Genomic DNA, 26,472 nt, shown 5'->3' on the forward strand with positions numbered 1-26,472 from the left:
TGCATGGCTGATGTCATCCTCAAGAACGTGCAAAAAACTTTCGGGCGGGCGAAAGTCATCCACGGGGTCGATCTCGACATCCGCGACGGCGAGTTCGTGGTCTTCGTCGGGCCTTCCGGCTGCGGAAAGTCCACGCTGCTGCGCCTGATCGCGGGCCTCGAGGACATCACGGCGGGCGATCTGTTCATCGGCGGCGATCGGGTGAACGAACTCGTGCCCGCCAAGCGCGGCATTGCCATGGTGTTCCAGTCCTACGCGCTCTATCCGCACATGAACGTCTACGACAACATGGCCTTCGGGCTGGAGCTGGCGAAATCCTCGAAGGCCGAGATCGACCGCAAGGTGCGGGAAGCCGCGCGCCTCTTGCAGATCGAGGCGCTGCTCGACCGCAAGCCGCGCCAGCTTTCCGGCGGCCAGCGCCAGCGCGTCGCCATCGGCCGCGCCATCGTGCGGGATCCGAAGGTGTTTCTCTTCGACGAGCCGCTTTCCAACCTCGATGCGGCTTTGCGCGTGCAGACGCGCATCGAGATCGCCAAGCTCCACACCGACACCCGCGCGACCATGATCTACGTCACGCACGACCAGGTGGAGGCCATGACGCTGGCCGACCGGATCGTGGTGCTCAATGCGGGCCGCATCGAGCAGGTGGGCACGCCGCTCGAGCTCTACCACCGACCGGCCAACCTGTTCGTCGCCGGCTTCATCGGCTCGCCGCAGATGAATTTCATCGAGTGCCAGGTCGCCGGTGTGGGACCTGCCGAGGTTCTGGTGAGCCTGCCCGGCGGCGGCACCCTGGCTGTCCCGGTCCAGCCCGACGGCTTGCAGGCCGGGGAAGCCGTCACGCTCGGCGTCAGGCCGGATCATGTCAGGATCAGCCCTGAGGGAGCGCTGAACGGCCGGGTCGAGCTGGTCGAGGAACTGGGAGAAAACCATCTTCTCTACGTCGATGCGGGCCAGGGCCGCCGCCTCACCGTCCGTGAGCCCGGCGACGCAAGGCACGAGGCGGGCAGCACCGTATCCCTCGATCTCGCCCGAACGTTCTGCCACCTGTTCCGGCGCACCGGCGAAGCGCTGCAGCCGCAGGCAGGCGCCACGAGCCCCACCTCCCCCGATCTGACCAGCAGCGTGGCCTGATCTCGACGCCGGGCGACTTCCTCTATACTGCCTGTGATCTGCCAAGCAGGATGAGGAGCAAGCCCATGATCTCGCGAGACGACGAACTGGTCGCCTTCATCGACGGCCTGCCGCCCCGCGCCCGCCTCATGGGCCTGGACCTCGGCACCAAGACCATCGGCCTTGCCCTGTCCGACGTGGAGCGCCGGATCGCGACGCCGCTCGAGACGATCAAGCGGGTGAAGTTCACCCCCGATGTGGGGCGAATCAAGGATCTTGCCGCCCGCTACGAGGTCGGCGGGCTCGTCTTCGGGCTCCCGCTCAACATGGACGGCACGGAGGGCCCCCGCTCCCAGGCCACCCGCGCCTTTATCCGGAACATGAAGCCCCTGCTGCCCCTGCCCGTCCTGTTCTGGGACGAGCGCATGTCCACCATGGTGGTGACCCGCACGCTCCTCGACGCGGACGCCTCACGGGCGAAGCGCGCCGACGCAGTCGACAAGATGGCCGCCGCCTACATCCTCCAGGGCGCTCTCGACCGCTACGAGCGGATTGCGGCTGACGCAGCGGATGCGGAAGACGAGGCCGCCGCGAAAGCAGGCCTCGACACGGAAACGCCGCCCGAAGGCGGCGCTATGGATGAGTAAGTTGTAACGTCGGCCAAAGCTGGCTGCTGAGCGGAGCCGCGTTCCGACTTAAATCCCGCCGAAGTCCTTGTAGGTCAGCTTCAGATTCGCGTCGAGTTGGGCGAACTTTATCGCGGCCTTAGCGCCTGTTCCGTCCGGATCGTAGTAAAGGGCGCCCGTGTTGTTGTCGTAGATGATCCGATCATTCGAATCGTGAGCGCTTGAGCCAGTCCAGAACGCGCTGGAGGACATAAAGCCTTTGGAATTGACGGGAACCTTGAAGGTTATCTTATGAAGGACAATCGTGTCGTACTTCACGTTGAAGTCTTCAACGGTGTCCACGTTGCTGGCCGACGGCTTTTCAAAGGCGAAAAAGTCGTATCCCGCACCTCCGACCAGGGTATCCCGCCCTAGGCCGCCACTCAGAAAATCGTTCCCGCTCTCGCCGTAAAGCTTGTCATTGCCATTGCCGCCATCGATGATGTCGGCGCCACCGCGTCCCCAAAGACTATCGTTGCCCCCTAATCCAGCGAGCACATTACTCCGGCCGTCGCCGTAAACCTTGTCGCTGCCCGCCGTTCCGACAGCAACACCGTCCTTATTCGGCCTTCTCGTCGCCATTGTACCCTCGCAATCGCCTAACGTTTCGTCATTTCCTAAGAATACTTGCAATAAAATCCCAAACCCCGAAAGGCAACAGTATACTGACCCTAGGATTCGGATTTTCAGGATAAGGATCTATTGCGTCACACCCATCGGTATTTTCCTAGTCTTGTATCTATCTCACCGCTCCGGTCCGTGCGCATGCGCACAACTGATCGATATATGGGCAAACCGAAGCGTGGCTTAGAGCGAGACCGAAGGCCTCGGTTGGCATTTGGACTGATTTTTCCCATGACCATCGCCTGAGCAAGACGAGGTGGCGTACGCCTTTGAGCACCGTACATTTCAAGGCTTGACGGCGCGTCAAAAGCCCCCTATCTCAGCGCCAACCGCGAGCCGGTTTCGAATCCCTGCCTTTAATGCTGAGTCAAATTCAGAAAAGGCGAAGGATTTCAATGGTTTCGTTGGGGGATAGTTTAATGGTAGAACAGCGGACTCTGACTCCGTTAGTCTTGGTTCGAATCCAGGTCCCCCAGCCACCTTACAAATCAAAGACCTAGCGGCGTTTCCTGAAAATTCAGACTCGGGGGTTAGACACCTCGATCCGTCGAAGTTAGACAATCGCGCCCCTCTTTCTGCTGGGGGGGCGTCATGAGATATTTCCTTGATACCGAATTCAATGGCTTCGGTGGGGACCTCATAAGCCTAGCCCTTGTAAGCGAGGATGGCCTGCGGTCGCTCTACCTTGCTACTGAGTGCAAAAGCCCTGAACCATGGGTCGCAGAAAATGTCCTGCCAATCATCGATGGCGGCACCGATCCCATCATGGTCCAGCCCGACGAATTCGGAAAAGTGATCTGCTGGTTCCTTCAGCACGATAGGCGCCCACACGTCATCTCGGATTGGCCCGACGATATCCGCTACTTCTGCCAAGCTCTCATCACAGGGCCGGGGCAAATGGTGCCTATTGGGGCCATCGCCTTTGAAATGGTTAGGATTGACGCTTATCCGACGCCACTAGAGGGCGCGGTCCAGCACAATGCCCTATGGGATGCCAGAGCCCTTCGCCAAGCGGTATTGGCTTCGACCCCTTCCAGCATCGGGAGGGCGTCATGAGCCCTGAACACGCACGATCCGTCACGCTCGGCGTCCTGCCTTATGACGACAATTCCGGCTTTCGCTTCGCCATAGAAGCCGCGTCCGATGGCAGCCTAAGGATCTCTCAGGGCTCGGACATGGTCTACATCGATGCCGACCAATGGGAAGCCGTCAAACAGGCGGTCGAGGAAGCTTTGCGCTTCACCGCCCTCTCGCCCCCTCTCAGCGATGGGAGGACGGGGGATGTCTGAGATGATCGAACGGGTGGCCGAAGCTCTGATGAAGGCTCGGCATCCAGACGCACCCCTCACCTATGCCGAAGTCGTCTTTGCGGTTCAGACCGGCAGCGACTCGTCCGTTCTTGATGGGTTCCGCAGGGACGCCCGCGCTGCCATTGAGGCCATGCGGGAGCCTACCGTTGCCATGCTCGTGGGCGGGAACCACTGCCAACCCGGCAGCTATTCGGCCGAGAAGATCTGGGCTGAGATGATCGATACCGCCCTCGCTGAGACTCTGTCCGGAAACACCCCTTTCCCGATGAAGGCGAAGCCTGAAGGAGGGCACCTCAATGACTAGCCCCATGAAAGAGCAATCCATGTCAGAGCAAGAGGGGATGGTCGAACCAGACTTCTTGTCTCAGTCCGGCGAGACCACGACACCGCAAGAGCGCAGAGAGTGGTTCAAGGCCCGCGCTCAGGAGGCAGAGACTAGAGGCGCGACTTGGCATCGTTTCTCGCATCATGAGGACGTTGAGCTAATCTTGTATGAGGGGTGGAAGGAACGCCCCAAGGATGAAGGACCGGTCCGCTGGCAGTTCGTCCTTATTCCGACAGAAGGGTCAAAGCCATGAACGAAGATGAAATCCAAAGGGTGGCTCAAGCCATCAACGAGCAATATCAAGGGCAAACGATCCCGCCCGATGAACTCCGGGAGATGGCCATTGCTGCCATCAAGGCTATCCGCTCTCTGCCCGAAAACGATCTTTCCCGAGGAGCCAACGGCGACGGAGGGCACCCCTCCCTCTCTCTGGAAGGAGAGCGGGGATGAGCGTGACCGAGGCACAGAAGCGGTATCTGGCCGAGATCCCAGACTCGCTGCCGGGGCGCCGGGCGATGACGCCACCTCACAAGCGGATGTACCGGAAGCTTGAGCGCCAGGGCTTGATCGTTGCCGCCCGCTATGCTGATGGCCTGAAGCTATTCGAGACGGCCTATTTCATCAGGACGGATGCGGGAAGAGCTGCCCTCCCCACCCCTCCCTCTTCTCTTACAGGGGAGTAGAGGTGCCCTCCGCTTCGCTCGGGAAAGCATGTTTACGGACTGAACCTAGCCGCTATGGTGTGAGAGGAGAGTGAGATGACAGCTTTTGACTGGAACCCGATTACTTCCGCCCCGAAGGATCGCATGATTCTGGGCCGCTCATTTGTCGACGGGGCGCAACAGGATGTGATCATGAAGTGGGACGAGGCGCGACAGTCCTGGGTTCATGCAGGCGGCGGGGCGGAATATACAGCCTACGATCCAGAGCTTTGGATGGAGATCCAAGAGGATGTCATCCGAGACATCAAAGCATTCGCCGCTCCGATAAAAGAAGCTTGACGCGGCATAACGGCTAAGCTACCGTAATATATAGATGCCGAAGTTTTAAGAGCATCCAACCGGCCCGCCACGCGCGGGCTATTTTTTTGGCCCGCAGTCTGCTGGGCCCATCGTCAGCCGCTCCCGTCCGGGGCGGCTTTTTTTGTTTCTGGAGTACATATGAACCCTACCAAGCGCGCTAACACCGTGGTCGCTCTCGCACGTCTTGCAACGGAGGTTAGGAGGATTATTGAAATTCTCGTACGGGCCGGGTTTCTCGACGCAGAAAGCCTCCGTTCACTCCTTAATGCGATATTCGGCCCATGACCTACTCCCGCGACATTTCAAAGATCTGTCGTTGCGGACTTCTCGCCATCAAAACCAAGAGACTTAATACATCAAATGAGCGAACTCACAACAAACAACTCAAAGGATGACGCTGCAAGCATATCCATATCTGCAGAAAGAGCTCAGGAAACAGAGGCAAATATACTAGCAGACCATTCGAGAAACTCCAAAGTTCTTGGATTTTTCCTACTAGCCTACTTTATCGACAAGCCCATAATGACTTTGCCGATTGTGGGAGAGCTAAATATATACAATTCAACTCCAGCTACGTTCGCGGCGGGAATTGCCATTGGATTTGGCCTAATATTCACCTTTATACGCTGGAACTGGTTCGCTGAATTTTCAGCTTGGGGCTACTATGGGATTGTCGGTCGGACAGTTTATGAGAACTGGGATTTCGGCACCGGGCTTGAAAAGATTTCGTATGGAATGCTCTCGTCAGCTAAAATTAGCTGGTGGTTAGCTGTCCCTATTGTCGCGTTCTTACTCATCGATTGCTCGAAATCCATGGCCAAGCTGTTTATGCACTTACAGAAACCAATTTGGTAAACTGCCGCTTTGCATGCTGGCTATGATACGAGTCGGGTAAAACGAAATATTCTACTGAAGTCACTCTGCCTTATACTTATCACGAACTACATTACAGTATGACCTACTTCCGCAACACCACCGCTATCTCCGAACTCAACGGCCTACCCGTCAACACTTGGTCTGAGGAATGGCGGATCGAGACCGAAGCCAAAGCCGTCCTGAAGGTGTCCAAGCAGGAGCGGGACGTGTTCTTCAACGGTCGGAAGGACGAGAACGGGAAGACCATTGACCGGGGCTTGGTCGGGATCCGCGGACCTCAGGCGGCCGAGAAGATCATGGAAACGGCCCGACAGCTCCAGGCCGTGCGTGAGGTAAGTGGACGTAAGGCCTTGAGAAGCTAGCTTGTCATCTCTCGACTAAATCCATTTTTAATACACTTCGCTGAGTGTCCCAGCCATTCATTCAGGAACAAGGCCGTGCAGCAGCTTCATCAGCGCTAGCAGTGGCCCAAAGGAATCGGGGGACCAAGTGGCTTTCAAGACTCAATCCTTCAAGTATTCGTACCAAGGAACCATCTTCTCTTTCGGAACCGGCGACTTCAATGGCGATGGAAGCCTTGACCTGATTTTCGGGGGACCTACGACGCCTTTCGAGAACAAGCCGATGCCGTTCAACGCGATTAGCGTGAGCAAGAAGGGCGTCATCACCAATATCACGACAAAGCTCTTTGCCACTACGCCGTATGCGGTTCAGGCAAGCGAAGGCGTCGTAGCCGACTTCAACGGTGACGGGGTCGACGACTTCTTTTCAGGGAACTTTGGGTACGATAGCCATCCGTTTCCGGGTGAGTACAACACCCTTATGTTATCAGGACCGGGGGGAAAGCTCTACGACGGTTCATCCGAACTCCCCCTAAATTTCGATGGCGAACCCGATCTTGTTCATACTGCAACTGCTGCCGACATCGACAATGATGGTGACCAAGACATCCTAAGTGGAGACTTAAACCTTCCTTTCATTATGCGAAATGATGGAAAGGGCAATTTTAAGGCTGATTACAATTCAATGCCTGGCGCCGGCGCGTACGGCGGTGATGATCGGATGATCTCAGAATGTAAATTTGTTGATATCAATAACGATGGCTGGCGTGACTTGATTACCGTTTACGCTGACAGAGGCTCGGTGGCTGGACACACCTTCCTGAACAATGGCGCCGGAGTCTTCGCGAGAAGCGGTGAGACGGCACTTCCTGTTGGCATTTATGGTGCGCAGAATACCAATGTTGTAGACGTGCTAGATCTCGACATAAACGGCGACGGCTTCATGGATTTGGTCCTGGCCGCGACTCCAGGCAAACCCTATTACCAGGGCCAAAAAGTCCAAATTCTTATCAACAACACGGACGGCACGTTCCACGACGAGTCTTCACGCATCAAACAGGATGGCAAGGGATTCTGGTTCCAGGAGATCGAGGCCATCGACTACAACGGCGATGGCTTCATGGACCTCGTGGGAACGAGTGACTACAGCGAGACCAAGAAGCAGACAATCGTTTGGATCAACAACGGTTCAGGCAGATTCACTCCACTCCCTAAATCAGATCTGAACGGTTTTGAGAGTTCAATCATACCGCTGGATTTCAATAAAGACGGAAACATGGACTTCCTATCGTTCCGTCAGGAGGGGAACTATTTCACTTCGAATGGCAAATGGGTTTTCAAGACTCACCTGAACGTTTGGAATACAATCAAGCTAACGAACCGCAACGACACAAAGACCGGCACAAAAGACCGTGATCTCATGTACGGATATGAGGGCAATGATGTCCTCAAGGGCGGGTCTGGTAACGACAACATCCAAGGCGGCAGCGGTAGGGACAAACTCTACGGTGGTGTTGGGCGAGATGCCCTGAGCGGGGGCTCTGGTGCAGACGTGTTTGTATTTCAATCCATAGCAGACAGCACTCTGTCGGCGGCTCGCCAAGACACGTTGTATGATTTTTCCGGGCGGGCAGGAGACAAGATCGATCTGAAGGCAATAGACGCTAAGGTCGGGATTAGTGGCAATCAGGCATTCACCTTTATTGGCCAGCAAGCCTTTCGACAGAACGTTGGTGAGTTGCGCTATGAGAAGGTTTCTGGTGGCGCATCCATAATTGGGGATGTGAATGGCGATGGCAGTGAGGACTTCGCAATCTATCTAAAAGGCGTCTCTACTCTCTCGAAAGGCTACTTCATTCTGTAGCCACCTGGTCACTGGATAAGACATGACAGGACGCCCCAGTACTGAACAACTCCGCTTCCGGGATCAAATCCGGGAGAACAGCCGCCGGCGGGCTGAATATGGTGGGATCGCCATCAAGGCGGCATTACTGGCCCTAGGCATGTTCGCCGCCTGCTCGCTGTTTTATGCCGCGCGGGCCGAGACGGTCGACGGCCGCTGGGTCGTCATCATCGACGGCGATACAATCGACGTCCAAGGCGAGCGCATTCGCATCCTGAACATCGACGCCCCTGAAAGCTTCCGCTCGAGATGTGAGGCGGAGCTGAAGCTGGCATTGCGGACTAAGGAGAGGCTTGGTCAGCTCCTGCGCTCCGGGTCGGTGGAGATCAGGCGAGAGGGACAGGATCGCTACCGGCGCACGCTGGCAACGTTGTCGGTGCGGGAGGGCGATGTAGGCCAGATCCTGGTTCGCGATCGGCTTGCCCTCCCCTGGAAGGATGGCCGTGAGGACAAGGAGCGCCGGTTGAAGGTCTGGTGCGGCCCGTGGGCGACATTGCCCTAGCGCGGGTACTTCTCGGGACGAGTCGATAGATAATGCCGGTAGCAGGCAATGACCTGCCGGCCTGCTTCGACCCTATCGGCCTCTACGCCATTGGTTGGTGAGCCATAGCGAGGCCCTGGAAGAGCGACCGTCATCGACCATTGCCAATGTCCGCTCTGAGGCCCGCCCGTGATCTGATGGACATTCCCGATTGTCTCGTCTCCACGCTCCATGTGAAACCGGGGGAAGCGCACGTCAGGATCGAACGCCATCCAGAACGTGTCATCGTAGCCGCCGTCAGGGTAGACCTCAGCGGTTCGCTTCCAATAGATGCCCATGAGATCCCCAATGAGAACATTGAGGGAACATAATCACCGGGCGAGAGTCAAGGCGGTCGGCACCTTCACCTCAGGAAGCTCCTGCCAGATCGTCCACAGCCCATGCCTGAGGGCATAGTTCGCCTGCCCTCTAACCGTCAGGTCAGGGACGTTCATCAGCTCGAGCGGGATCTGAGCGCAGAGTCCATTCGAACCCGGCCCAAGGGTGGCAGTCCGGAACTCCCGCAACACCTCGCCGTCGCTTCGCCGCGAAACCACAGCCGGATAGGCCACCGCAGTCCCGTCCACGACCAGAGACCAGGCGATGACCGTTGGCTGGGCGTACCGCTCCTTGTGCCACCACCAGCGCCAACAGACCCGCGTCGGCTCCCGGACGGTTACCTCTACTTTTTGATCCGTCAGGACCGGGGCGAGCTCGGCTTCCAGGATTGGGCTGAGGTAGTAGAACAGCCCCATCCCGAACATGCTCATGAAGAGCCACACGGCAGCGCCGGCGATGAACTTGGGTCGCGTCATTTGCCACCTGACATTCTGAACCAGATGAGGGTGCACATGCCTGTGATGAACAGGATCGTCATGGACAGGAAGCCCTGCTTGACCATGGCCTCCTTGATTTCGCGCCAGGAGCGCAGGGCATCGAGGTCTTTCCGCAAGGTGCCGATCTCGCTGGGATTGACGCCGATGCGTTCCAGAAACCGCTCAATGGCCTTGTCGGCAGCCGCCTCGGCCGCATCGACGGCGGCCGTCTTGGCGATCTGCTCCACCTCTTCCTTGGAAGGAGCCCGCGCCAGGACTTGAGCCGCGGCGCGGTCAGCCGCCTGCCAAGCAAGGTTCTCCAATTCCTTCAGAGGAATAATGGCCGGCGGATCCTTGCCAAGGTCGAGGTGGTGATCCTTCATGCGGCTAGGCCTTTTTCTCAGCCGCGAGCATGGTGCCGATCAGTGCGCCCGCAGGTCCGAACTGCCCAAGCACCTGAGGAAGATGGGTGTTGGCGATGTCCACGAGGTTGCCATCGGGAACTCCGAGTTTCTTCAGGGTGTCCGGCACAGTCTGCTTCACGTAGCCGGCCGTTTCCGCCAGCACCCTCGCCTTAACCTCGGGGGGGATAACATCTCCGGCTTTGAAACCCCTGGAGGCGAGCGCTCCGATCAGGCCATTGATGAAGGCATTGATGACCGCCTGGCGCCGGTTTGCGTCAGCATCGGCGCCGAGCTTGTCGAGAAGCTTGATGACGAGGGGCGGGACGATAATCGGGATCATCAGCGTGATGATCGTGATGGCGATGTTCCAGAGGTCGTTGAGCATGCTGTTCCAGTCCATGGGGATCTCCTAGCGGTTCGGGAGGGTCAGGCGACTTCCTTCAGGAGTGCGCCGTATTCAGCGATGGCATTGAAGCAGGGGCAGACCTTCACCCACTCGTGGGGCTCGATCATTCCGTCTGCATCGAGGTCTGGAGAAAGGTCGCGGTGCCCGACGACAGCCCGCAGCGCGTACTTGGCTGCTGCCTCCCGGGTTAGCCGGATCATCGTCTGCATCTGCTCGGGGGTGCGGGTATCCTTGGGCTTACCCTTGGCGTCCAAGCCGCCAACGTAAGAGTAGCCGATGGTCCCGGTGTTATGGCCGGAGACGTGTGCACCGACCTGGGATTCCGGACGGCCATCAGAGATAGAGCCGTCGAGATGCACCAGCTTGTGGTAGCCGATGCCGGTGAAGCCGCGGGCCCGGTGCATCTTGTCGATGTCCGCCCGGGTGAACTCCCTGCCCTCTGGGGTAGCCGTGCAGTGCCAGACGAGGGTATGGATCGGGCGCCCCTTCTTCGGAGCCGATGGCGACTTGACGGTCATCTCAGGCGTCAGAGAAGCCAGAGCGCCGAGGGTCACAGGACCGGCGATACCATCCGCCTTCAGTCCGTGCTCCCTCTGGAAAGCTTCGACTGCCTTGCGGGTCTTCGGCCCTAGATCGCCGTCAATGGGTCCGGGGTCATAGCCACGCGCCAAGAGAGCGCGCTGGATCTCAGCGACGTTCATGGAAGTCTCCTGTGTGGTTGAGGAAGGCTGGCTAGAGGACCGTCAGGCGCACGAAAGCGCCCCCGAGTGTCTCGGTGGTGATGGGGTCCTCGTAATATGTGAAAAGATGCCTCAGAGAGGCGTTGTTGCCGCAGTCGCGGTTTCAGAATAGAGATCGAGGCTAGGGGATAACCCTACGTAAGGGGCATAGATGGCTAAGTTCACGTGGTCAGGAACCGAAGGGTTCAAGCTATACAATTTCAATCTGAGCTGGCTCGTGGAAGCAGACAGCTACGAGCGTTCTTCGACGACCTTCAAAGCTATATACGGGTCGCTCAAGCGCTCATGGGACAAGTTTGAAGGCCATGGGTTCACCTACGACGCCACCGGGATTCCAACCGGCGGAACGGTCACCAGCTACACCGGCGTTGAAGGTGGGCGCAAAACCGCCTCTTTAACTGGTGTCAAAATTTCAGTGTCAAAGCTGGTCGACGCTGCATCAACCTACTCGACCAGTGACGATCTAAGCGCCCTCAGATCTGCCTTGTCAGGGCGCGATCAGATTACGGGCGGTCGCTACGACGACAGTCTGAGCGGGTTCAACGGCAACGATACGATCGCGGGCGGCGGCGGTGCCGATTGGCTGTCAGGCGGCAAGGGAGCCGATAGGTTCGTATTCAAGTCGGTGTCTGAGTCCCGCGGCTACAACAACGACTACATCACGGACTTCTCCAGATCTCAGGGCGATAAGGTTGATCTTTCGAAGATCGATGCCAAGACCGGAGTCTCTGGGAATCAAGCCTTCATATTTATCGGCACTGCAGAGTTCTCAGGCACCAAAGGCCAGCTACGTTACGATGCTTATGCGGGCGATTCATATATAGAGGGTGACGTGAATGGGGATGCCGTTGCTGATTTTGAGCTGACCCTCGCGAACGTCTCTGTTGTCACAAAGAGCTATTTCTACCTTTAAATCGAACGGAGGGCGCTTCAACGAGCGCCCTCCTGGCAACCTGCGCCCTCCCTGCCCCCAAGCCCTCCGACACTGAAGGCTAAGCCCCTCCTCTTGGTGGTCGTGGTGTCCTCGTGATGAGGGGGAACTTGTCTCGATGGTTCGCCTGTGCCAGCATTGTGGCCATGCGCAATATCAGGATTGCAATATACGGGTGCGGAGGCTTCGGCCGCGAAATTGAGCCCCTCGCCTCCTCTATGGATGCTGATGTGGTCTTCGTCTCTGATATTCCGAGCGAACACGGCTCCGTCATCAATCATATCCGCGTCATCTCTTTCGATGACTTAATCTCTCCTCAGCATATTGACCGGGAGGTTGTTCTAGCCGTTGGCAGTAGCGATGGGCGCCGCAACCTAGCTGCCAAATGCAAAGCCGCAGGATTGCGGTTTGGCTCGCTTCAAGCCCCTACTGTTCGTCTGCTCCGCGATAACAAGATTGGAGAGGGCTCTGTCTTCTGCGATTATTCGATGTGCACCAGCAACGCCCGTATTGGCCAGCACTTCCAATGCAACATCTATTCTTACGTTGCCCATGATTGCGTTATAGGTGATTTCGTGACCTTCGCGCCGCGCGTGAACTGCAACGGCAATGTCACCATTGAAGATGACGTGTATGTAGGGACCGGCGCTTTTCTCAAGCAAGGGATTAGGATTGGCCGCGGCGCCACTATCGGCATGGGAGCGGTCGTCACAAATGACGTTCTTCCAGACGTAGTTGTGGTGGGGAACCCGGCTCGGGTGCTGGAACGATAGGATGTAAGAAGCTGACCACCCGCTCCGCCCCATCGGTGGCTCGGAGCGCGACCAGACCGATCCTCGTCATTAGCCACGACTGAAGCGACACTATTGCCTTAGCTAGTGGAACTCTCTAGCCCGAAAATTACCTGCTCCGCCACGGCGTCCACTTCGCTACAGGTCATATCCACGAAAAAGGGTAGACCTAATGTCTCTTTGGAGAGCCGATCAGTAGTCGATACGTCGAAGCGTTTCAGGTTCTGGAACGCTGATTGATTGTGGATCCCATCGCCCCACCAAGCTCGGGAGTCGATGCCTTTCGTTGAGAGAGACTTTGCAATGGCTTGTTGATCACGGTGCCTGAAACGAACAACGCAAACAGAGCCGATCCAGCTCTCGCCAAACCCTTCCTGAAGCTCGGCATATCCTCTTGCATGGAGGGTCGAGCGGTATTGTTGAGCAATACGTTTGAACCGCCCAACTGTATCGCCATAGCAATCCATCGAAGCGAGGCCCACAGCTGCATGGTATTCGCTCAACTTACCATTCTGCGCCTCCACTTGGGCATTCCTGGAGCCATAGAACCCGAAGTTACTTCGCTTCTTCACATCAACGATCAGTCGAGGGTCACGGCTCACAACGTAGCCACCCTCTCCTGCTCCAAGGACTTTCGTAGCATGCAGACTCACTACAGAGGGGCTATATCCAACCTGAACAGTGTCGTGGGCGGCAGCCGCATCAACAATTGTTGGAATTCCTGTAGTTGCTGTAAACTCGTCCCAGACATTCACATCCAGAGGCGCTCCAAACGGAGCGACAACCATCACAGCGGCAACACGTCCCTCAACCTTAGAAATTGCAGCGTGTACCGCATCAGGGGTAATCGCCCAAGTCTGCTCATCAACGTCCAGAAGAACAGGCTCCAGCCCAGCCGCAACAACAGCATGGGCCGTCGCAACAAATGTCCACGCTGGGATAAGACATATACCACTCTGGCCCTTTGCAACCGCTTGTAGCGCGAGGGTAAGACCCACCGTCGCGTTCGAAACTGTGACAATGCACTCAGGGGATATATCCAGCCGTCTCGCCAATCTCGTCTCAAGCTCGGTAACTAGAGGCCCAAAGTTGGTGTAAGTCCGATTAGCATCAACGCGCCTAAGGTAGGGAAGCAGCGCCTCAGCCGGAGGCATGAGTGGGCGAGCAACAGGGATCGGGCTCAACGGGCGCTCCTTTGCTTGACGCGAGTACGTTCCCATACCTCCGAAAGATGATGCTCAACCAATTTTGCCTGCTCTGTCATATTCCCAAACTTCTTCGCAATGTTTCCCGCGACTTCTCCCGCCTGTTCCCGCCTCATGTGAATATCGAGGCCGATCGCCAAGTGTACGTACTGCTGACCGTTTGAGGCGCTAAGGGCGTAATCGCGCTGCTCTGCAATTATAGCAAACCCTTCTTCTGTTTGGCTTGCCATCCAGACAACGGGAACATTGCGAGCTTGGGCCTCAATGCAAGACATTCCCCCCGGAAAGGGGAATGTATCAAGAAACACGTCGATGCATTCTGAGACGATATGGCCGTCCACAAATTCATTCAGAACAACCATTCTACTACCAACCGGAGATGTCTCTTTCTTCTCATAAACTGCAGAACTTACACCAGTTCCACCAGCAAAAAATATTGCGTTGGGTGTATTGATAAGAATTTGCTCGACCAGGCACATATACTCTTTGGTCACCTTGGCCATTCGGCCATAGACGCCATACACGGTACTCGGGGATGAGACGCCGGATTCGACTGCAAGGAAGTTCCGAAAGCTCTCAATGCTCTCACTAGGTCTAGCAATTCTCTGGAAGATGTGAGCCGTATTTCTCGGGGTCCGCACTGCCTGCACGTTTTCCGAAACCAATCCAGAGGCAGATTTGGTGATGCCAAGGAAGATCAGATCGAGCTCGGGGATAGCCCACGCCGCAAACCCGTTCTCATGAAAGGCCTGGACTGGGGCCGCTCGGCGTTGAAAAGCAATCGTTGCGACAGCGCTAGAATTGTCTGAAATGAGAATGTCGATTTCGTCCGCCATGGCCTGATCGATTACCGCCTCCGCGGTAGCTGTCGGTGTTGTACGCGCCATGTTCCGGACTTGGATCCCGTGCTCGGAAGCAAAATTTAAAAGGGATTCAAGTGGCTCATTGATACAATACAGATATGGCCAATTATTGCTCTCGCGAAGTTGTTGCTGCCCCAGGATCAGAGACACAGTGATGCGTCCAACAGCATTTGCCCCGTCCAGGTTGTTGCTTTCCGTAAGATACGCAATCCTCGGGGCGTTGCTCGAGCTTAGATGAGGAACCCGTTTCTCGAAGTTGTTGGAAATAAATTCGGCGAAAGGAGCAACGACGTCCACGTTAAACGTCTTGAGATTGGACAGGACTTGGGTCCTGCGCCATAACATAATGTAAAGAAGAGAATAGACTGCCGCCCCTCGATCCAGATCCGATCTCTCGGATATCAATTTCGGGTACAAAGCAGAGAACTCAGCATACAGCTTATCAAGCCTGTCGAATTCGCCCGAATTGACTGCAGCGTACCCGGCCGCCAACATGGCATCCGCGACCTTCTGCTTAATCTCACCTGACCAATGATCCTCAGGCACCTGGATATCAATCCAGTCAAAGCGATACTGCTCTATTTCATTAGCAGCGTGAACTCGATCATCCATTGGATCGATAGCCTTGGGCCGGAGAAACCTTTCGATTGGACGCTGAAACCACATAATTCTATCTCTAATCCGCCAACAATTCCTAATTCGATTGATCTCTTTTGACTAGGCGCGTGCGACGTTGTCCCTCGAGATCAGCCCTCAGGTCGCTAGCCAGTCCTATGATGTAAAGTTACTCGGGTCGATGCTTATTCTCCGGCGCCATACATCGAATTAGCTGGGCTTGACCAAAGGGTTGGCATACCAGCGGACGCTGGGAACTCCAAGATCCTTCGGCCGGTCTTTTCATGAGCGGCGACATGTCAAAGGTCGCTAAATTGCGCCTTGTCGGGCGGGGGTGCCGTAGAGTAAGCAACAGATATGAAGTCAAATCATGCTCTTGCCCCAACAACCCAGAAGCGCTTCATCGTAGCCTGCCGCTATAAAAAAGGTAGTGCTGCGGAGAAGGCCGCCCTGCAGCTTGAAGATAGCATGAAACTTCATGCCGTGGCCTCGGTCATCGAAGAGACCTCAGGAGATGAGACGAGGGCGGAGTTCGTCCGCCGGATCTGGCACAAGTTCGACCGGCCGATTGTGTGGCTGGATCCGGAAACCTTCATTGACCGTTTCCCTGTTGTATTCAGCCGGATCGATGCCGACTTCGCCGCTCGCCGCAAAGAGGGCGGCGCTATCCACACAGGCCCACTCTATTTCGGCAAGTCAGAAGCAGCCGGTGCGCTCTTGGACGCATGGGTCCGAAATGCTCGCGACTACCTTGATAGCTCGCGGGATCCTCTGCTCGATGCCTGGAACCTGCTAAGCCACCAAGGGAGCTTGCGGTCCTTCTGGCTTCCTTGAGGACCTCCATCATGCCGGCAGATTGGCGGCAGGAACGATTAATTCATTGAGTTGCTGGTCGCTGATCCCGACAGCCTGAGCCCGCATCCGCACAATAATTCAACCCTAGGCGCTGGTGACCTGGCTCCGAAGGGGCTTTCCTATGGACCTATGTGTTCCAGGGCACCCTGCCCTCTAAACGTCGTTCTGCTGCACGCCCTAGGCGGAGGTCAGTTCTACGCTGAGAACTCTCGGTAGTCATAGAGGCCTCATGATGTCTGAAACAGACGGAGTTGAACCTAGATCAACGGCTACAGATACGTTATTAAGGTACCAACCTAGAGGGAATTACCGTGATGGTTTCGAATATAGTTGAGCTGAATGCTTCCTCTGGCAAGACGAGGCAAAATGAGATTGCCCGTCTTAAAGCAGAGGTTGATGCGTGGAGAGTCGCAGCTAGAGTATTGAATGCAGGTATCTCAACACCGGAGGGTCTTCTAATGTACTTACGCGACCTAAGTGAGGCTGAAGCCTCGCGTTCCAAAGCCGCACTGGATAGGCACACGGCCACGCGGACGTCTGCCGAAGCTGCGCTGCACCAGATCAGGCGCTAGGCGATAGCAACTCCGCTGCCCGCTCTGCCCCGTAGGCATGCTCTGCCGCTGCCACAAGCGCCGGCCAGAACTCGTCATTCGATGACAGGTACTCCGCCGCGTCAAAGATCGCCTGCAGTCTTGGCGGGAAGCCTGCCCTGATCTGGAGATAGGCGTCATACTCCGCATCTGTCATCCTGCGGAACATGGGTGCCTTGTAGATGCGCGGCTTGGGCTGCTCTGGCAAGACTTCTGTGACGAGATTATCTGCGAAGCTCTCCGGCACCTCGACAAGTTCCTCACCTACATAAATAAGCATCAGCGTCCCTCCACGATAACGGTTGAGCCAGCGGCGATCTGCCCGCTGAGGGGGTAGAGCATGAGATGCGTCGGGCGGCCCGTTTGGTTTCGGGTGTAACCAGACGAGAGGTTAACGTTGTTGAATTGGGTCGAGTGGAACCCTGAGTGCTCGGAGCGCCAAGTCGTGCCTTTTGAAGCCGCTAGATCGTTCCATAGGTCAATCTCGATCGACGTAATGGCGGGGACGGTGGGGCCCGCTGCCGCGCCCACACGCATGTATGACTCAGTCACATCACCGCTTGCAAACCACGCTGCCCCGTTGCTGCCGCCGTAGCGGGCCCTATACTGATCAGCCGCCTGTAGATAGGTGGTTCCATTGTCCTGGCTGATACGACCCATCACGAAAGTATCGGCGACAGTCGTGAAGAAGGATGCCTCGATGTGCAGTTTATAGACATCGGATGGGATCGGAATGATGATCGCACCACCTACGGCCGTGGTGCGAATGTTGTAGATTTCTCGCCACCCTGATCCGGTCAGGGTAATAGAGCCAGTCGCCGTGTCGATCACCATCAGCGTGCGCCAGGCGCTGCCGGTCCAATATTTTCGCGTGATCTTCCCGGCGGCCGACGTATCAGCCCAGGTGGTGCCCACGACCTTGTAGATCGGCTCCGTGGCCCCTGAATGCTCTGACAGTAGAGCATTAAATGTCGCGTTCGCGCGTGCCGCGACTTGGGCACCACTCCCCGGCCCTGTCGGGTGCAAGCCCCATTGGCCCAAGGTCGGTTGGCTCATGACTCTCTCCTTCCATAACCCTTCGCCACGTAATCAAGCGTGCGCGAGACGGGCGTTCCTGCTGAACTGAAGAACCGGGCATCGAAGCCGGTCGTGTCCTTGTTGGTGATCTCCAGGCGATCCCCTGAGGCCATGCCCTGCCCCGTCGTCGCCAAGCCTTCGAAGCCGATGAACGGCGGCACGTATTGAATGCGCAGCCCCGCGGCCGGGACGGCAATATCGTCGCCGGCGATCACGCGGTCGGGCATATCGATTGACACCTCAAGGCGGGTCACGATGGGGGTGACACCAAACTCGTAGGAGGCCAGTTTCATCCTGAACTGGAACGCCCGGGCCGTGACATCGCCGATGACGAAGGTGCGCCATTCACCCCAGACCGGGGCTCCTGCCGGGTCGTCGTTCGTGACCCGGTATTCTAGCCAGGCGTCCCACAGCGATGCGGCAGCGGTCTGGTAGAAATCCTCCATAGCGTAGACATCGGTGACTGCGTAGATGTCGTCTGTGAGGTTGATACCGAAAGCGTCAATGACGGCTGTCAGGCGAGAGGTATAGACCCCGCCGAGGTCCAGAGTTTGGGGGAACGTATAGGTTCCCTCTGGTACAAGCCCTTCGGAGCCCAGGTACCAATCCTGTCCAGGCGCATACCAGTCTTCACGAGCGTACACGTCTTCGGAATAGGTGAGCTGAAGCCCTCCGAAGGTGGTGTTGATAACAAGGTCGGTCTTGGCCCCTGAAAAGCCCGGTTGTTCTATGAACCTCTCGACGGCATTGAGCTGCGATATTCCAGCAACGTCTGAGACCACGAAAGCGGCATGCGCACTCGTAATCCCCGCCCGGCTCACGGCCTTGACCAAATAGGTGCCGGAAGCCGCCGGCACCTGCGCCCCCGGCGTTGTCACGCGAGAGATCAGCGGCACCGCCGTGCCCCACTCAACACCGGACAGGTTTGGCGAGAACCGGAGCTCGTAGTGTTGAAGATGGATGTCGCTGACCGCGTTCCAGGCCAGCGTCATCAGATCGCCCAGAACGGAAGCCTCAAAGCCCGTCACATCGCTCGGTGGCGCGAGCACTCCGGCAATCTGGACGTTGTTCCGATAGGCCCATGAAGAAATGCCCGTGGCCGAGTAGATCGACCTGACGCGGATATCGATCTGAGACGCCGGGATATCCAGGATCTCGATGGACGTCCCGCTGGTCGCTCCCACCGGAACCCATTGGCCATCCGTCGCGGTTTCCTCCGGCGTCACTTCGGGATCGGTGTCGAAATCCGGCTGCCTGAAGTCGATCCGATACTCGACCTCGAAGGTGAGCGCTCGAGGATCGGTCCGCCGCCAGAAAATCATGGCGGCCGCCCGGATCTCGTCCGATTCCAGATACAACCGCTCGGCCACTGTGATGTTGTCAGGCGGAAGTGGATCCGGCGCGTCACTGGGGTCGGGGACATCGATGATCGGCTCATCCAGGATGTCCCAAACCTCCTGGCGGTCGATGACAGCCTCGATATCCATCCGGTCGCGGCCTGACGGCTTGGCGGTCTTGACCAGGAAGTGCCGGGTCAAGGTCGAACCCGCACCGATCTGCACCGTGGTTTCTTCCATGGTGTCGAGGGCGATGACCTTGTCCAACGTCAGGCCGGTGAAGGCCTCGACAGATGCCCGGCTGGCAGAGTTGAGCGTGATCTCGTCGGTGGTGCCCACCGTTTCGATATCCACCGGTCCCCATTGGCGGCCGCTACGATCCCGCAGAACGATCCGGTCGCTTGCCGCCACCGTAACGGACCGGTCGAGCAGCAGCGTGTCCCCCACTCGGTCCACAACCGAAGCAATCTGCATCTTGGAGGCGAACCACGTCTCGACCGAGATAGGATCGCCGCGCTTGTAGATGCGTCCGTCATACTCGGTCTGGAACCGCACGCTCTGCCGCCGATAGAAGGCGGACGAGGCGAGCCAGCGTGTGATGTGCTGCGCATGAGCTTGGTTCGTGATGCCGAAGAGGCTCCGGCGGGTTGGGGTCAGGCTGGTGTTGCCATAGACCACGTCATCCAGCTGCACCAAGCGGCGCGGATCGCCCCGGTCGTAGTACTCGGCAATGTAGTGCGACTCGCCGTTATCAGGGTCCAGATCGAAGGTCAGGCCGCTCGACCCGCCGACGATCTGCCGTGAGGTGATGACATGCGGTCGAAGGTCCTTGCGGTCGTCGCGCACAAGCGACCACATGCGCCCGAGCTGCACCGGTTCGGCCCGCAGAGGGAACAACACCGTGCTCGCGACATTCCACACACTGTCAGGCCCGCGGATGACGCCGTTGAAGGTATCGAAGCGTCCAAGGGTATCGGCATAGAATTTCAGGGTGTCGAGATCGAGGGAGGCGTCCGGGATGGCCGCGCCGTAAGTGGCGTTGCGCATGACATCGGCGTAGACCCAAACCGCTTTGTTCGTTTCCTCGTTGACCCAGCCCGCACCGTTCCACACCGGAAGGATGCTGGAGGCTTCTACCTCGATGTTGGCGAAGGACGTGACGCCGAGCGCTTCCGACGACTTGACCTCGATGGCGATCTCGGTGACGTGGGGGCGGACGCGCTTGTCATTGATGTGGCCGCGCAGTCCATCCCATTGCAGCGCATTGGCGATGAACGTTACCTTGTCGTTCGGCGGCTCATCCGACCTGAGATTGCGGCCCCGGACCATGTACCGCCCTTCCGGGACGTTCAGGATGTGTGTCCAGCGCAACGGGCGCTTCGACAAGATCCCGTTGTTTCTGGTCCAGGCGTGGAGGGTCTTCCAGTCGCCTACCCTGTCACCGAAATCATTGACTGCAGCATATTGGAATTCCCAGGCAATCGGGACCGCAGCCTCAAACCCGCCCTTGGAATTGACGCCTGAGTAATAGGCGCCCTGCGGAGCCGAGATATCGAGCTGGATCTTGTTGACCGTGACGTCAGGATCGGCGACCAGAAACGGGCCGGTCCAATCCGCGATGGGGCTGTCCGGCCGCACGAGCTCGTTGCCCTGTACGTTGGGCGAGGTCAGAACATCGCCCGGCACAAGATCGGACGTGACGCCGGGCCCGATGACGCCGACCTTCGAGCCTTCGAAGGCGGCGCGGATGCTCTCGCTCGGGAACCGGCCCGATGAGATGCCGGCGGGCCAGCGGGCCAGGGTTTGCCCGTTCACACGCACCGCATAGATCTTCGCCCTGCCGAGCGTGACAGTCATGCGTTTGCGCAGGATCTGGTGTTCGCCCTGGTACTCGAAGTAGTCGCTTTGGGAGAGGTCCGGCACCGTCCAGCAGCGGCCATACAGGCGCGGGATGCGGTCGCCCGGCCTTGGCAGGTTCCCGCCGCCGCTGACGCCATAGACTGGCTTGGAGTCTTCGCTAGGCTTGTTCGCCTTGGGCTTGAAGGCCGAACTGAGCAGCGCCATGCTGCCCATGATGATGCCGGTCGAGACGAGCTTACCGGCGAAGGTCAGACCGCCACCGACCGCCCCGAGCCCGGGGACCGCAGCCACGGCGAACGGCACGATGATGGATAGCGCAATGGCGGCAATCGCCATCAGGATCTGGCCGCCGCCGCCCTTCCCGCCCTGGGGCAGATACGTGATCAGAACGATATCCTGCGGCCCGACGAGTTTGTCCTTCCACTCGCCTTTGAGCACGACATCCACGCTGGTCGGAGCGACCGGCTGGCCCATGCGATGCACAGAGACGATGAAGCTGCGCGACCGGTCGGCGTGCCGCCTGACCAGCGTGGACAGCCGCCGGCGGCGCCGATCCTGGATATGATGATCCGGCCTGACCTCCGCGCGGGAGATCAGGGCACGTTGAGCGATAAGGGTCATGCGTGCCTGTAGAAGGTGAGCTTCCAGCGCCGAAGCTGGGTGACTTCCATGATCGTCTCGGAGACGAGGTTGTGGCCGATGTCGGAGTGCCAGATCAGCCCCCGGCTTCCGACAAGGAGCCAGATCCCGACGTGTAGGTCATGAGCCTTGGTCATGATGGCGAGATCGCCGTCCTGAGGTGTCTTGACCTCGATCCAATCGGAGCGGGCGGAATGACTATCGAAGATGGCTTTGCGGCGCTCGGGATGGCTCACGAGATCGGGCGCGATCGTCGGGAGATCATCGACGCCGAACAGGTCGCGGCGCACGCGCTGCACGAAATGCCAGCAGGTGTTCTCCTGCGACCACGGCAGCGAGCCGAGGGCGTTGAGATAGGCGAGACGGTCTTGAGGCATTATTGAGCTTCGTAGAGGCCCGGATAATGGTCTTTGTCGTAGGTATCGCGGGGGAAGGCCTGAGAACCGACGTCGTCGAAGCCGAACGCACCCTCGACACGGGTTTCTGTGACGCTTGCGGACTTGACCCTGAGATCGGAAATCACCTCGCCAGGCTCGAACCGGGCATCGGACCGATAATTTCTATAGATTGCCGTGATTGTGCCAGCCATAACGGCCGCGTTTTCAAGGACCTCGGCAAGCTCGCCTGACACGCCATCGATCACAAGCGTGCCATCCGTCGGGCCATCATTGTCGGCGCCGGGTGGTATCGCATCAAAGGCAGTGGCCGTGAACGGCACGGTCGCCCCGGTCTCAAGCGTGAGATACACGAGACCGTTAGCATCACCCTCATCACCGACAACAAAGCGAGCAGGTCCATCGTCACCGGGGATGTTCAGTTCAATCGTGTGCAGGAATACGACATCCTGCGGCGCGGAGGCATAGGCTTCCTCCATCGCCATCGTCAGACGATCTTTCGCCATGTCAGTAGTCGCGCGCTCTCAGAGGTAGGGTGACGTAGACCCAGGCAATCACGTCATCGACCTGAGGCTCATCAATGAGCATCACGGTCTTCTCCGGGTAAGGAGCCGACACGCCGGGCTTCCACACCGGCATCGTGAAGCGTGAGGCGCCATGGTTCAGGGTGTCACGGTGGAATGCCTGGAAGGTCAGGAATTCCGCGTGGGTGAGCTTCAGGCGGACGTTCACGTCGCTCCAGGTGGTCGTGGAGCGGCGGCGGGCGCGGCCTGGGCCGTCCTCCATGTCGGTCCTGATCGGAGGTGGCGTCAGGCGCACGATCCCGGTTCCGTCCTGCACGACCTCAATGGGCAGGCTCACGGGCCAAGCAACCATCAGCCTCTCCCGTTAAAGCCGGCGCCGAGCTGGCGCGATGTCGGTCCGTTGCGCATCGCGTCTTTGCGGACGGCGCCTTTGGCGGTCTCTTCGATGACCGTCACAATATCAATGCTGCCATCGTCATTCTCCCGGGCTTCGGATTTGACCGCAGCGCCCGAATTGTTGACGACGTTGTTGTTAACCGTAATCCCGCCTTCAGCGCCCTTCCCGCCGTTCTTGATCCCGGCCACATCGTCCTTCGACAAAACCCATTCGCCCTTTTGCAGGATGGCCGGCACCTCGTCAGGGCGAAGGCCGGAGTGATAGCGGGGAGCGTCATCGTAATAGGCCGGGTGAATGTAGCGCTTGAAGGAGTGATCCCGTCCCACGAGCCCGCCGCTGTGGAAGCCGAACGAGAGACCACTGAAGTCAAGGCCTGTAGAGAAACTGCCCCAGTCATATCCTCCTCCACCACCGAAGAGGCTGCCGAGCCCGCCGAAGCCACCGCCGCCGCCTCCAGCGCTCAGTGACTGACCAAGCTGGTTGATGGCCTGACCGATGCCATTGGCTCCCTGCCCGATGGTGGACGCCGTCCCTTCCAGGGCAGTTCCGACCATATCACCACCCTGCTGGGTAATGTTGCCGAGGCCGGTCAGGCTCTGCGTGATCTGCGGAGTCGCGCTGCTCATGCTCTGCGAGAGCTGATTGAAATTGCCGGAGAGTTGCTGCAGGTCGGCACCCATACCGCCCGCTAGATTGTCGGCGCCGGCCGAGCCGTTGAAGGCCTGAGGGCCATTTCGGTTGATGCCCTGCCAGCGGCTAACGCCGATGTCGCGGGCGCCGTACCACTGCCGCCATCCGTCCTTGGCGACGACATCCATGCCGAAATCAACCTGCTGCTGCCAGGTGGAGGGATCACGGACGTTAATGCCCTTCGCTAGGGCCGTATTCCCGAGCCCGCCGCCCGTGTAGAGCTGCATTGGGCCATAGGACATCCCGTTGTCGCCAAGTGCGTCGAAGCGGAACCCGCTCTCCTGCTTGATGACGCGAGCGGCCACATCTGGGTCAATGCCACGGATGGATGCTGCCTGCCTGACATAGCTTTCGACTGCGCTGAGGCCATTTCCAGCAATGGAAGCAACAGAATTGGCCGCGGTCTTGAGGGGCTCTACAGCCGAAGTGATCACCTCAGGCAGCTTGCCCATTCCAGCGAATGCCTGCGCAGGAAGCTCAGGGCCATAGCCACCCTTAGCCATCGGCACGTATGAAGGCGCGTTGCTGCCAAGGAAGCTGAACGGATTAGGGCCATTCCCCATTGCCCAGTTCAGGGTCATGTCGAGGAAACGATCAGCGATCCTCTCCAAAGCGTTCGCGAATGCGTCGGCTCCGGACTTCGCGCTCCGCAAATCCGATATGAAGCCTTTGAGCGTGCCAGTCGTGAAGTTGGACCAGTCCGCTGCCGTCTTGACCTTCTCCAGGCCCTCAGCCGCCTCACCTGCTCTGTTGGCTGTCGCCTGTATCCATCGCTGAAGGTCACCCGTCAGCGGGATTTGAGCCTCGATGGCCGCGTTGATTAGCTCCTGTTCCGCGCGGTACCGGGCCGCCTCCGCAGCACCCATACCAAAGGTAGCGGCTTGCTGCTCCAGAGCCCTGATCTGATCTTGAATGCGATCGGTCGACCGATCCCAGCCCTGTGAACGCCTCTTCGCATCGGCCTCAGCCTGCTTCTGCGCATCCTGGGCGATCTTCTCCGCATCGCGCGTGTTGGCCCGTTCGACCGCCTCGTCATAGGCCCTCTTGGCCCGGTTGCGCCCGTCGAAATCTTCATCCGCCAAAGCGCCGACGGCGCGACGGTATTCCTGAAGCGCCTTTTGCTGCTCGGTCAGGTTCGGCAAGCCAACCTTGGCGAGCGCCTCCATGGCGGAGGTGAATTCCTTGACGTTGCCAGCGCCATCTGCCGCCGCGCCGGATGTCAGGCGCATGGCTGCTTGCGATTTGTCGAGCGCCTCTGCGATCTTGAAGGCGGCTTCCGAGCCCTTCAGGAGTTCGCTGCCGAGAAGTTGCAGGGCCGTGTTGTCGGCCGCAGCCGCCATGATGCGGGCGACCTCTTCCCGGAAGAGCCGGATGTTCGGCTCCCCTCTGGCGACCGAGGCGTTGAAAGCCTCGAAGGCACTCTGGAACGCTGCGAACTTGGAATTGATGGCCGTGTCGGCGCCGCCGAAGGCATTGCCCATCGGGTCCGTGTAGGCTGGACCTGTCGTGACGGAGAAGCCGGCGTACATCTCACCGGTTATGCGCCCGAGTTCCGCCTTCAGGCGTTCGGTCTGAGCCCTGAGCTGGCCCTCCAGAACGCGCCCGCTCTCCGCCGCGTATTCCTCCAGTCCCTTGCCTGCCTCACCATAGGCCGATGCAATGCCCTTGATGAGATCAGCATGGGCATTGAGCTTGTCGTCGAGGCTTTCGACCTTCTCTTCGGCGCCGGTCATGTACTGGACCAGCGCACCGCCGGCGGCAATGGCGCCGATGGTCAGGAGGCTGACCGGGCTGATGACGGACAGGAACGCCGCACCAAGGGCCTTCACCGCGCCACGTGCGCCGCCCGGAGTATCGCCAAGAACAGCCGCAATCTGCGTGCCCTGCTGTAGAGCGATGGTGAAGGGGTTCGAGCCGGACTGCAGCTGGACGGCGATGTCCTGGAACTGTGCAGCAAGGTTGCCGGTCTGCCCGACAAGGTTATTATTTGCAGCCGCTAGGGGCGCGTATCGCTGCTGCATCCTCGCTAGGGATGCAGCATATTGGTCGTTATTGATGACGCCTTGTGCGAGCGCCCGATCAAGCATCGCCTGCCCGCGGGACATCTGCTGGAGAGCGCGGAACGCCGGGTCAACGGACGCCACGGTCCGCTCATAGGCCTTCGCTGCGGAAACTTGCGAGCGGGTGGCATCCTCCGTCACCTTCGCGGCAAGGCCAGCCGCGTCGATCACCTTCTTCTGTGCCGCAGCGGTCTTCTCAAGATCAGCCGCAACCTTATCGGCCCCTTCTGACCGATAGCGGAGCAGCAGTTCTTTGATAGCTTGGACTGTGGCCATTATGTACCTTGCTTGCCCTCAGCGGCTCGTTTGAGCAGCGATTTCACGGCGTCAGGATCCTGTGCGGAGATTTCGCCGGGCTTCATGTTCGAGACAGCGATGAACTCGGAATCCATGGCCCGGATGATCACCCGGAAGCGGTCGAAGGCGTCGATGTCAGGAAGGATGCCGTAGCACTCGGCATATTTGGCGATGGCCGTGAACGGGATGCGTCCAAGGCTCATGCCAGTCTCCCGGTCGGTGCTCAGCTCGCGCCATGCTGTCCAGTAGAACGCAAGGCGGGGGGGCACATCGGGCTTAGGA

At 58.5% G+C, this 26,472-nt stretch carries 31 protein-coding genes and 1 tRNA gene; 15 read left to right on the top strand and 17 right to left on the bottom strand.

Annotation, left to right across the window (positions count from 1 at the left end; genetic code table 11):
* Positions 1-3 precede the first annotated feature (3 nt).
* On the top strand, positions 4-1,134 hold the full coding sequence (locus tag FHR70_RS18130) for an ABC transporter ATP-binding protein (protein ID WP_183452774.1): 1,131 nt from the start codon (positions 4-6) through the stop codon (positions 1,132-1,134).
* A gap of 65 nt (positions 1,135-1,199) precedes the next feature.
* The gene (gene ruvX / locus FHR70_RS18135; RefSeq protein ID WP_183452776.1) at positions 1,200-1,760 is read left to right on the top strand and encodes a Holliday junction resolvase RuvX; all 561 of its coding nucleotides are present in this window, start codon (positions 1,200-1,202) and stop codon (positions 1,758-1,760) included.
* Positions 1,761-1,808: 48 nt separating this feature from the next.
* Here the strand turns inward: ruvX and FHR70_RS18140 are convergent, their stop codons facing one another.
* A complete protein-coding gene (locus FHR70_RS18140) occupies positions 1,809-2,360 on the bottom strand; it encodes a calcium-binding protein (RefSeq protein WP_183452778.1) in 552 nt (183 codons plus the stop codon).
* A 447-nt stretch (positions 2,361-2,807) separates the two neighbouring features.
* Here FHR70_RS18140 and FHR70_RS18145 point away from each other — a divergent pair.
* Positions 2,808-2,881, top strand: a tRNA-Gln gene (locus FHR70_RS18145).
* Between the two features lie 166 nt (positions 2,882-3,047).
* Here the strand turns inward: FHR70_RS18145 and FHR70_RS18150 are convergent.
* Positions 3,048-3,275: a hypothetical protein gene (locus FHR70_RS18150; RefSeq protein ID WP_183452780.1), complete on the bottom strand. Its 228-nt coding sequence runs from the start codon at positions 3,273-3,275 to the stop codon at positions 3,048-3,050.
* A gap of 179 nt (positions 3,276-3,454) precedes the next feature.
* On the opposite strand from FHR70_RS18150, the gene FHR70_RS18155 reads away from it, so the two are divergent.
* From FHR70_RS18155 to FHR70_RS18195, 9 genes are all read left to right on the top strand, one after another.
* Positions 3,455-3,691 carry a hypothetical protein gene (locus tag FHR70_RS18155; protein ID WP_183452782.1) on the top strand — a complete coding sequence of 79 codons (237 nt, stop codon included), beginning with the start codon at positions 3,455-3,457 and terminating at the stop codon, positions 3,689-3,691.
* On the top strand, positions 3,684-4,016 hold the full coding sequence (locus tag FHR70_RS18160) for a hypothetical protein (RefSeq protein WP_183452784.1): 333 nt from the start codon (positions 3,684-3,686) through the stop codon (positions 4,014-4,016). Before FHR70_RS18155 ends, FHR70_RS18160 begins: the two co-directional genes overlap by 8 nt.
* A gap of 270 nt (positions 4,017-4,286) precedes the next feature.
* Entirely contained in the window at positions 4,287-4,487 is a 201-nt protein-coding gene (locus FHR70_RS18165) for a hypothetical protein (RefSeq protein WP_183452786.1), read from the top strand.
* A complete protein-coding gene (locus FHR70_RS18170) occupies positions 4,484-4,720 on the top strand; it encodes a hypothetical protein (RefSeq protein WP_183452788.1) in 237 nt (78 codons plus the stop codon). The genes FHR70_RS18165 and FHR70_RS18170 overlap by 4 nt, the downstream gene beginning before the upstream one ends.
* A gap of 75 nt (positions 4,721-4,795) precedes the next feature.
* On the top strand, positions 4,796-5,038 hold the full coding sequence (locus FHR70_RS18175) for a hypothetical protein (RefSeq protein WP_183452790.1): 243 nt from the start codon (positions 4,796-4,798) through the stop codon (positions 5,036-5,038).
* 381 nt (positions 5,039-5,419) lie between these two features.
* Entirely contained in the window at positions 5,420-5,914 is a 495-nt protein-coding gene (locus FHR70_RS18180) for a hypothetical protein (RefSeq protein ID WP_183452792.1), read from the top strand.
* Between the two features lie 98 nt (positions 5,915-6,012).
* A complete protein-coding gene (locus FHR70_RS18185; protein WP_246408270.1) occupies positions 6,013-6,297 on the top strand; it encodes a DUF7696 family protein in 285 nt (94 codons plus the stop codon).
* Positions 6,298-6,424: 127 nt separating this feature from the next.
* Positions 6,425-8,140 (top strand): FG-GAP-like repeat-containing protein, encoded by a 1,716-nt coding sequence (locus tag FHR70_RS24385; protein ID WP_183452794.1) that lies wholly within the window; start codon positions 6,425-6,427, stop codon positions 8,138-8,140.
* Positions 8,141-8,162: 22 nt separating this feature from the next.
* Positions 8,163-8,681 carry a thermonuclease family protein gene (locus FHR70_RS18195; RefSeq protein ID WP_183452796.1) on the top strand — a complete coding sequence of 173 codons (519 nt, stop codon included), beginning with the start codon at positions 8,163-8,165 and terminating at the stop codon, positions 8,679-8,681.
* Here the strand turns inward: FHR70_RS18195 and FHR70_RS18200 are convergent.
* Genes FHR70_RS18200 through FHR70_RS18220 form a run of 5 tightly spaced genes read right to left on the bottom strand, consistent with a single transcriptional unit; the run spans position 8,678 to position 11,025 of the window.
* Positions 8,678-8,998, bottom strand: a complete 321-nt coding sequence (locus FHR70_RS18200) for a hypothetical protein (protein ID WP_183452798.1) — start codon at positions 8,996-8,998, stop codon at positions 8,678-8,680. The two genes, FHR70_RS18195 and FHR70_RS18200, sit on opposite strands and share 4 nt — an antisense overlap.
* 33 nt (positions 8,999-9,031) lie before the next feature.
* Positions 9,032-9,514: a hypothetical protein gene (locus FHR70_RS18205; RefSeq protein WP_183452800.1), complete on the bottom strand. Its 483-nt coding sequence runs from the start codon at positions 9,512-9,514 to the stop codon at positions 9,032-9,034.
* A complete protein-coding gene (locus FHR70_RS18210; protein ID WP_183452802.1) occupies positions 9,511-9,897 on the bottom strand; it encodes a hypothetical protein in 387 nt (128 codons plus the stop codon). Before FHR70_RS18210 ends, FHR70_RS18205 begins: the two co-directional genes overlap by 4 nt.
* A gap of 4 nt (positions 9,898-9,901) precedes the next feature.
* Positions 9,902-10,318: a hypothetical protein gene (locus tag FHR70_RS18215; protein ID WP_183452804.1), complete on the bottom strand. Its 417-nt coding sequence runs from the start codon at positions 10,316-10,318 to the stop codon at positions 9,902-9,904.
* 26 nt (positions 10,319-10,344) lie between these two features.
* Positions 10,345-11,025, bottom strand: a complete 681-nt coding sequence (locus tag FHR70_RS18220; protein ID WP_183452806.1) for a peptidoglycan recognition protein family protein — start codon at positions 11,023-11,025, stop codon at positions 10,345-10,347.
* Positions 11,026-11,215: 190 nt separating this feature from the next.
* Between FHR70_RS18220 and FHR70_RS18225 the strand changes: the two genes are divergently transcribed.
* Positions 11,216-11,977: a M10 family metallopeptidase C-terminal domain-containing protein gene (locus FHR70_RS18225; protein ID WP_183452808.1), complete on the top strand. Its 762-nt coding sequence runs from the start codon at positions 11,216-11,218 to the stop codon at positions 11,975-11,977.
* Between the two features lie 128 nt (positions 11,978-12,105).
* On the top strand, positions 12,106-12,768 hold the full coding sequence (locus FHR70_RS18230) for an acetyltransferase (RefSeq protein ID WP_246408271.1): 663 nt from the start codon (positions 12,106-12,108) through the stop codon (positions 12,766-12,768).
* A 98-nt stretch (positions 12,769-12,866) separates the two neighbouring features.
* Here the strand turns inward: FHR70_RS18230 and FHR70_RS18235 are convergent, their stop codons facing one another.
* Together FHR70_RS18235 and FHR70_RS18240 are read right to left on the bottom strand one after the other, a co-directional pair.
* Entirely contained in the window at positions 12,867-14,006 is a 1,140-nt protein-coding gene (locus FHR70_RS18235; RefSeq protein WP_343058844.1) for a DegT/DnrJ/EryC1/StrS family aminotransferase, read from the bottom strand.
* On the bottom strand, positions 13,967-15,520 hold the full coding sequence (locus FHR70_RS18240) for a tetratricopeptide repeat protein (protein ID WP_210277696.1): 1,554 nt from the start codon (positions 15,518-15,520) through the stop codon (positions 13,967-13,969). The genes FHR70_RS18235 and FHR70_RS18240 overlap by 40 nt, the downstream gene beginning before the upstream one ends.
* A gap of 417 nt (positions 15,521-15,937) precedes the next feature.
* On the opposite strand from FHR70_RS18240, the gene FHR70_RS18245 reads away from it, so the two are divergent.
* The gene (locus FHR70_RS18245) at positions 15,938-16,303 is read left to right on the top strand and encodes a hypothetical protein (RefSeq protein ID WP_210277697.1); all 366 of its coding nucleotides are present in this window, start codon (positions 15,938-15,940) and stop codon (positions 16,301-16,303) included.
* A gap of 582 nt (positions 16,304-16,885) precedes the next feature.
* On the opposite strand, the gene FHR70_RS18250 is transcribed toward FHR70_RS18245, so the two are convergent.
* The 8 genes from FHR70_RS18250 to FHR70_RS18285 are packed head-to-tail and all read right to left on the bottom strand — an operon-like array spanning position 16,886 to position 26,459.
* Complete coding sequence (locus tag FHR70_RS18250; protein WP_183452811.1) at positions 16,886-17,194, bottom strand: hypothetical protein; 309 nt, start codon at positions 17,192-17,194, stop codon at positions 16,886-16,888.
* Positions 17,194-17,970 (bottom strand): hypothetical protein, encoded by a 777-nt coding sequence (locus FHR70_RS18255; RefSeq protein ID WP_183452813.1) that lies wholly within the window; start codon positions 17,968-17,970, stop codon positions 17,194-17,196. Before FHR70_RS18255 ends, FHR70_RS18250 begins: the two co-directional genes overlap by 1 nt.
* Entirely contained in the window at positions 17,967-21,809 is a 3,843-nt protein-coding gene (locus FHR70_RS18260) for a host specificity factor TipJ family phage tail protein (protein WP_183452815.1), read from the bottom strand. The genes FHR70_RS18255 and FHR70_RS18260 overlap by 4 nt, the downstream gene beginning before the upstream one ends.
* On the bottom strand, positions 21,806-22,204 hold the full coding sequence (locus FHR70_RS18265) for a hypothetical protein (protein WP_183452817.1): 399 nt from the start codon (positions 22,202-22,204) through the stop codon (positions 21,806-21,808). Before FHR70_RS18265 ends, FHR70_RS18260 begins: the two co-directional genes overlap by 4 nt.
* Positions 22,204-22,728, bottom strand: coding sequence for a DUF1833 family protein (locus FHR70_RS18270; RefSeq protein ID WP_183452819.1), 525 nt, complete (start codon positions 22,726-22,728; stop codon positions 22,204-22,206). The genes FHR70_RS18265 and FHR70_RS18270 overlap by 1 nt, the downstream gene beginning before the upstream one ends.
* A gap of 1 nt (position 22,729) precedes the next feature.
* Entirely contained in the window at positions 22,730-23,098 is a 369-nt protein-coding gene (locus FHR70_RS18275) for a hypothetical protein (protein WP_183452822.1), read from the bottom strand.
* Positions 23,098-26,169, bottom strand: coding sequence for a phage tail length tape measure family protein (locus FHR70_RS18280; protein WP_183452824.1), 3,072 nt, complete (start codon positions 26,167-26,169; stop codon positions 23,098-23,100). Before FHR70_RS18280 ends, FHR70_RS18275 begins: the two co-directional genes overlap by 1 nt.
* On the bottom strand, positions 26,169-26,459 hold the full coding sequence (locus FHR70_RS18285) for a phage tail assembly chaperone (RefSeq protein ID WP_425487879.1): 291 nt from the start codon (positions 26,457-26,459) through the stop codon (positions 26,169-26,171). The genes FHR70_RS18280 and FHR70_RS18285 overlap by 1 nt, the downstream gene beginning before the upstream one ends.
* Positions 26,460-26,472: the final 13 nt, after the last annotated feature.

Origin of the sequence: Microvirga lupini, assembly GCF_014191055.1 — a bacterium.
Lineage (GTDB): Bacteria > Pseudomonadota > Alphaproteobacteria > Rhizobiales > Beijerinckiaceae > Microvirga > Microvirga lupini_A.

Bases quoted from the DNA above. Each gene is read 5' to 3' on its own strand.
- FHR70_RS18130 (WP_183452774.1), top strand. From the start codon at position 4: ATGGCTGATGTCATCCTCAAGAACGTGCAAAAAACTTTCGGGCGGGCG.
- ruvX (WP_183452776.1), top strand. From the start codon at position 1,200: ATGATCTCGCGAGACGACGAACTGGTCGCCTTCATCGACGGCCTGCCG.
- FHR70_RS18140 (WP_183452778.1), bottom strand. From the start codon at position 2,360: ATGGCGACGAGAAGGCCGAATAAGGACGGTGTTGCTGTCGGAACGGCG.
- FHR70_RS18155 (WP_183452782.1), top strand. From the start codon at position 3,455: ATGAGCCCTGAACACGCACGATCCGTCACGCTCGGCGTCCTGCCTTAT.
- FHR70_RS18160 (WP_183452784.1), top strand. From the start codon at position 3,684: ATGTCTGAGATGATCGAACGGGTGGCCGAAGCTCTGATGAAGGCTCGG.
- FHR70_RS18165 (WP_183452786.1), top strand. From the start codon at position 4,287: ATGAACGAAGATGAAATCCAAAGGGTGGCTCAAGCCATCAACGAGCAA.
- FHR70_RS18170 (WP_183452788.1), top strand. From the start codon at position 4,484: ATGAGCGTGACCGAGGCACAGAAGCGGTATCTGGCCGAGATCCCAGAC.
- FHR70_RS18175 (WP_183452790.1), top strand. From the start codon at position 4,796: ATGACAGCTTTTGACTGGAACCCGATTACTTCCGCCCCGAAGGATCGC.
- FHR70_RS18180 (WP_183452792.1), top strand. From the start codon at position 5,420: ATGAGCGAACTCACAACAAACAACTCAAAGGATGACGCTGCAAGCATA.
- FHR70_RS18185 (WP_246408270.1), top strand. From the start codon at position 6,013: ATGACCTACTTCCGCAACACCACCGCTATCTCCGAACTCAACGGCCTA.
- FHR70_RS18195 (WP_183452796.1), top strand. From the start codon at position 8,163: ATGACAGGACGCCCCAGTACTGAACAACTCCGCTTCCGGGATCAAATC.
- FHR70_RS18200 (WP_183452798.1), bottom strand. From the start codon at position 8,998: ATGGGCATCTATTGGAAGCGAACCGCTGAGGTCTACCCTGACGGCGGC.
- FHR70_RS18205 (WP_183452800.1), bottom strand. From the start codon at position 9,514: ATGACGCGACCCAAGTTCATCGCCGGCGCTGCCGTGTGGCTCTTCATG.
- FHR70_RS18210 (WP_183452802.1), bottom strand. From the start codon at position 9,897: ATGAAGGATCACCACCTCGACCTTGGCAAGGATCCGCCGGCCATTATT.
- FHR70_RS18215 (WP_183452804.1), bottom strand. From the start codon at position 10,318: ATGGACTGGAACAGCATGCTCAACGACCTCTGGAACATCGCCATCACG.
- FHR70_RS18220 (WP_183452806.1), bottom strand. From the start codon at position 11,025: ATGAACGTCGCTGAGATCCAGCGCGCTCTCTTGGCGCGTGGCTATGAC.
- FHR70_RS18225 (WP_183452808.1), top strand. From the start codon at position 11,216: ATGGCTAAGTTCACGTGGTCAGGAACCGAAGGGTTCAAGCTATACAAT.
- FHR70_RS18235 (WP_343058844.1), bottom strand. From the start codon at position 14,006: ATGGGAACGTACTCGCGTCAAGCAAAGGAGCGCCCGTTGAGCCCGATC.
- FHR70_RS18240 (WP_210277696.1), bottom strand. From the start codon at position 15,520: ATGTGGTTTCAGCGTCCAATCGAAAGGTTTCTCCGGCCCAAGGCTATC.
- FHR70_RS18245 (WP_210277697.1), top strand. From the start codon at position 15,938: ATGAAACTTCATGCCGTGGCCTCGGTCATCGAAGAGACCTCAGGAGAT.
- FHR70_RS18250 (WP_183452811.1), bottom strand. From the start codon at position 17,194: ATGCTTATTTATGTAGGTGAGGAACTTGTCGAGGTGCCGGAGAGCTTC.
- FHR70_RS18255 (WP_183452813.1), bottom strand. From the start codon at position 17,970: ATGAGCCAACCGACCTTGGGCCAATGGGGCTTGCACCCGACAGGGCCG.
- FHR70_RS18260 (WP_183452815.1), bottom strand. From the start codon at position 21,809: ATGACCCTTATCGCTCAACGTGCCCTGATCTCCCGCGCGGAGGTCAGG.
- FHR70_RS18265 (WP_183452817.1), bottom strand. From the start codon at position 22,204: ATGCCTCAAGACCGTCTCGCCTATCTCAACGCCCTCGGCTCGCTGCCG.
- FHR70_RS18270 (WP_183452819.1), bottom strand. From the start codon at position 22,728: ATGGCGAAAGATCGTCTGACGATGGCGATGGAGGAAGCCTATGCCTCC.
- FHR70_RS18275 (WP_183452822.1), bottom strand. From the start codon at position 23,098: ATGGTTGCTTGGCCCGTGAGCCTGCCCATTGAGGTCGTGCAGGACGGA.
- FHR70_RS18280 (WP_183452824.1), bottom strand. From the start codon at position 26,169: ATGGCCACAGTCCAAGCTATCAAAGAACTGCTGCTCCGCTATCGGTCA.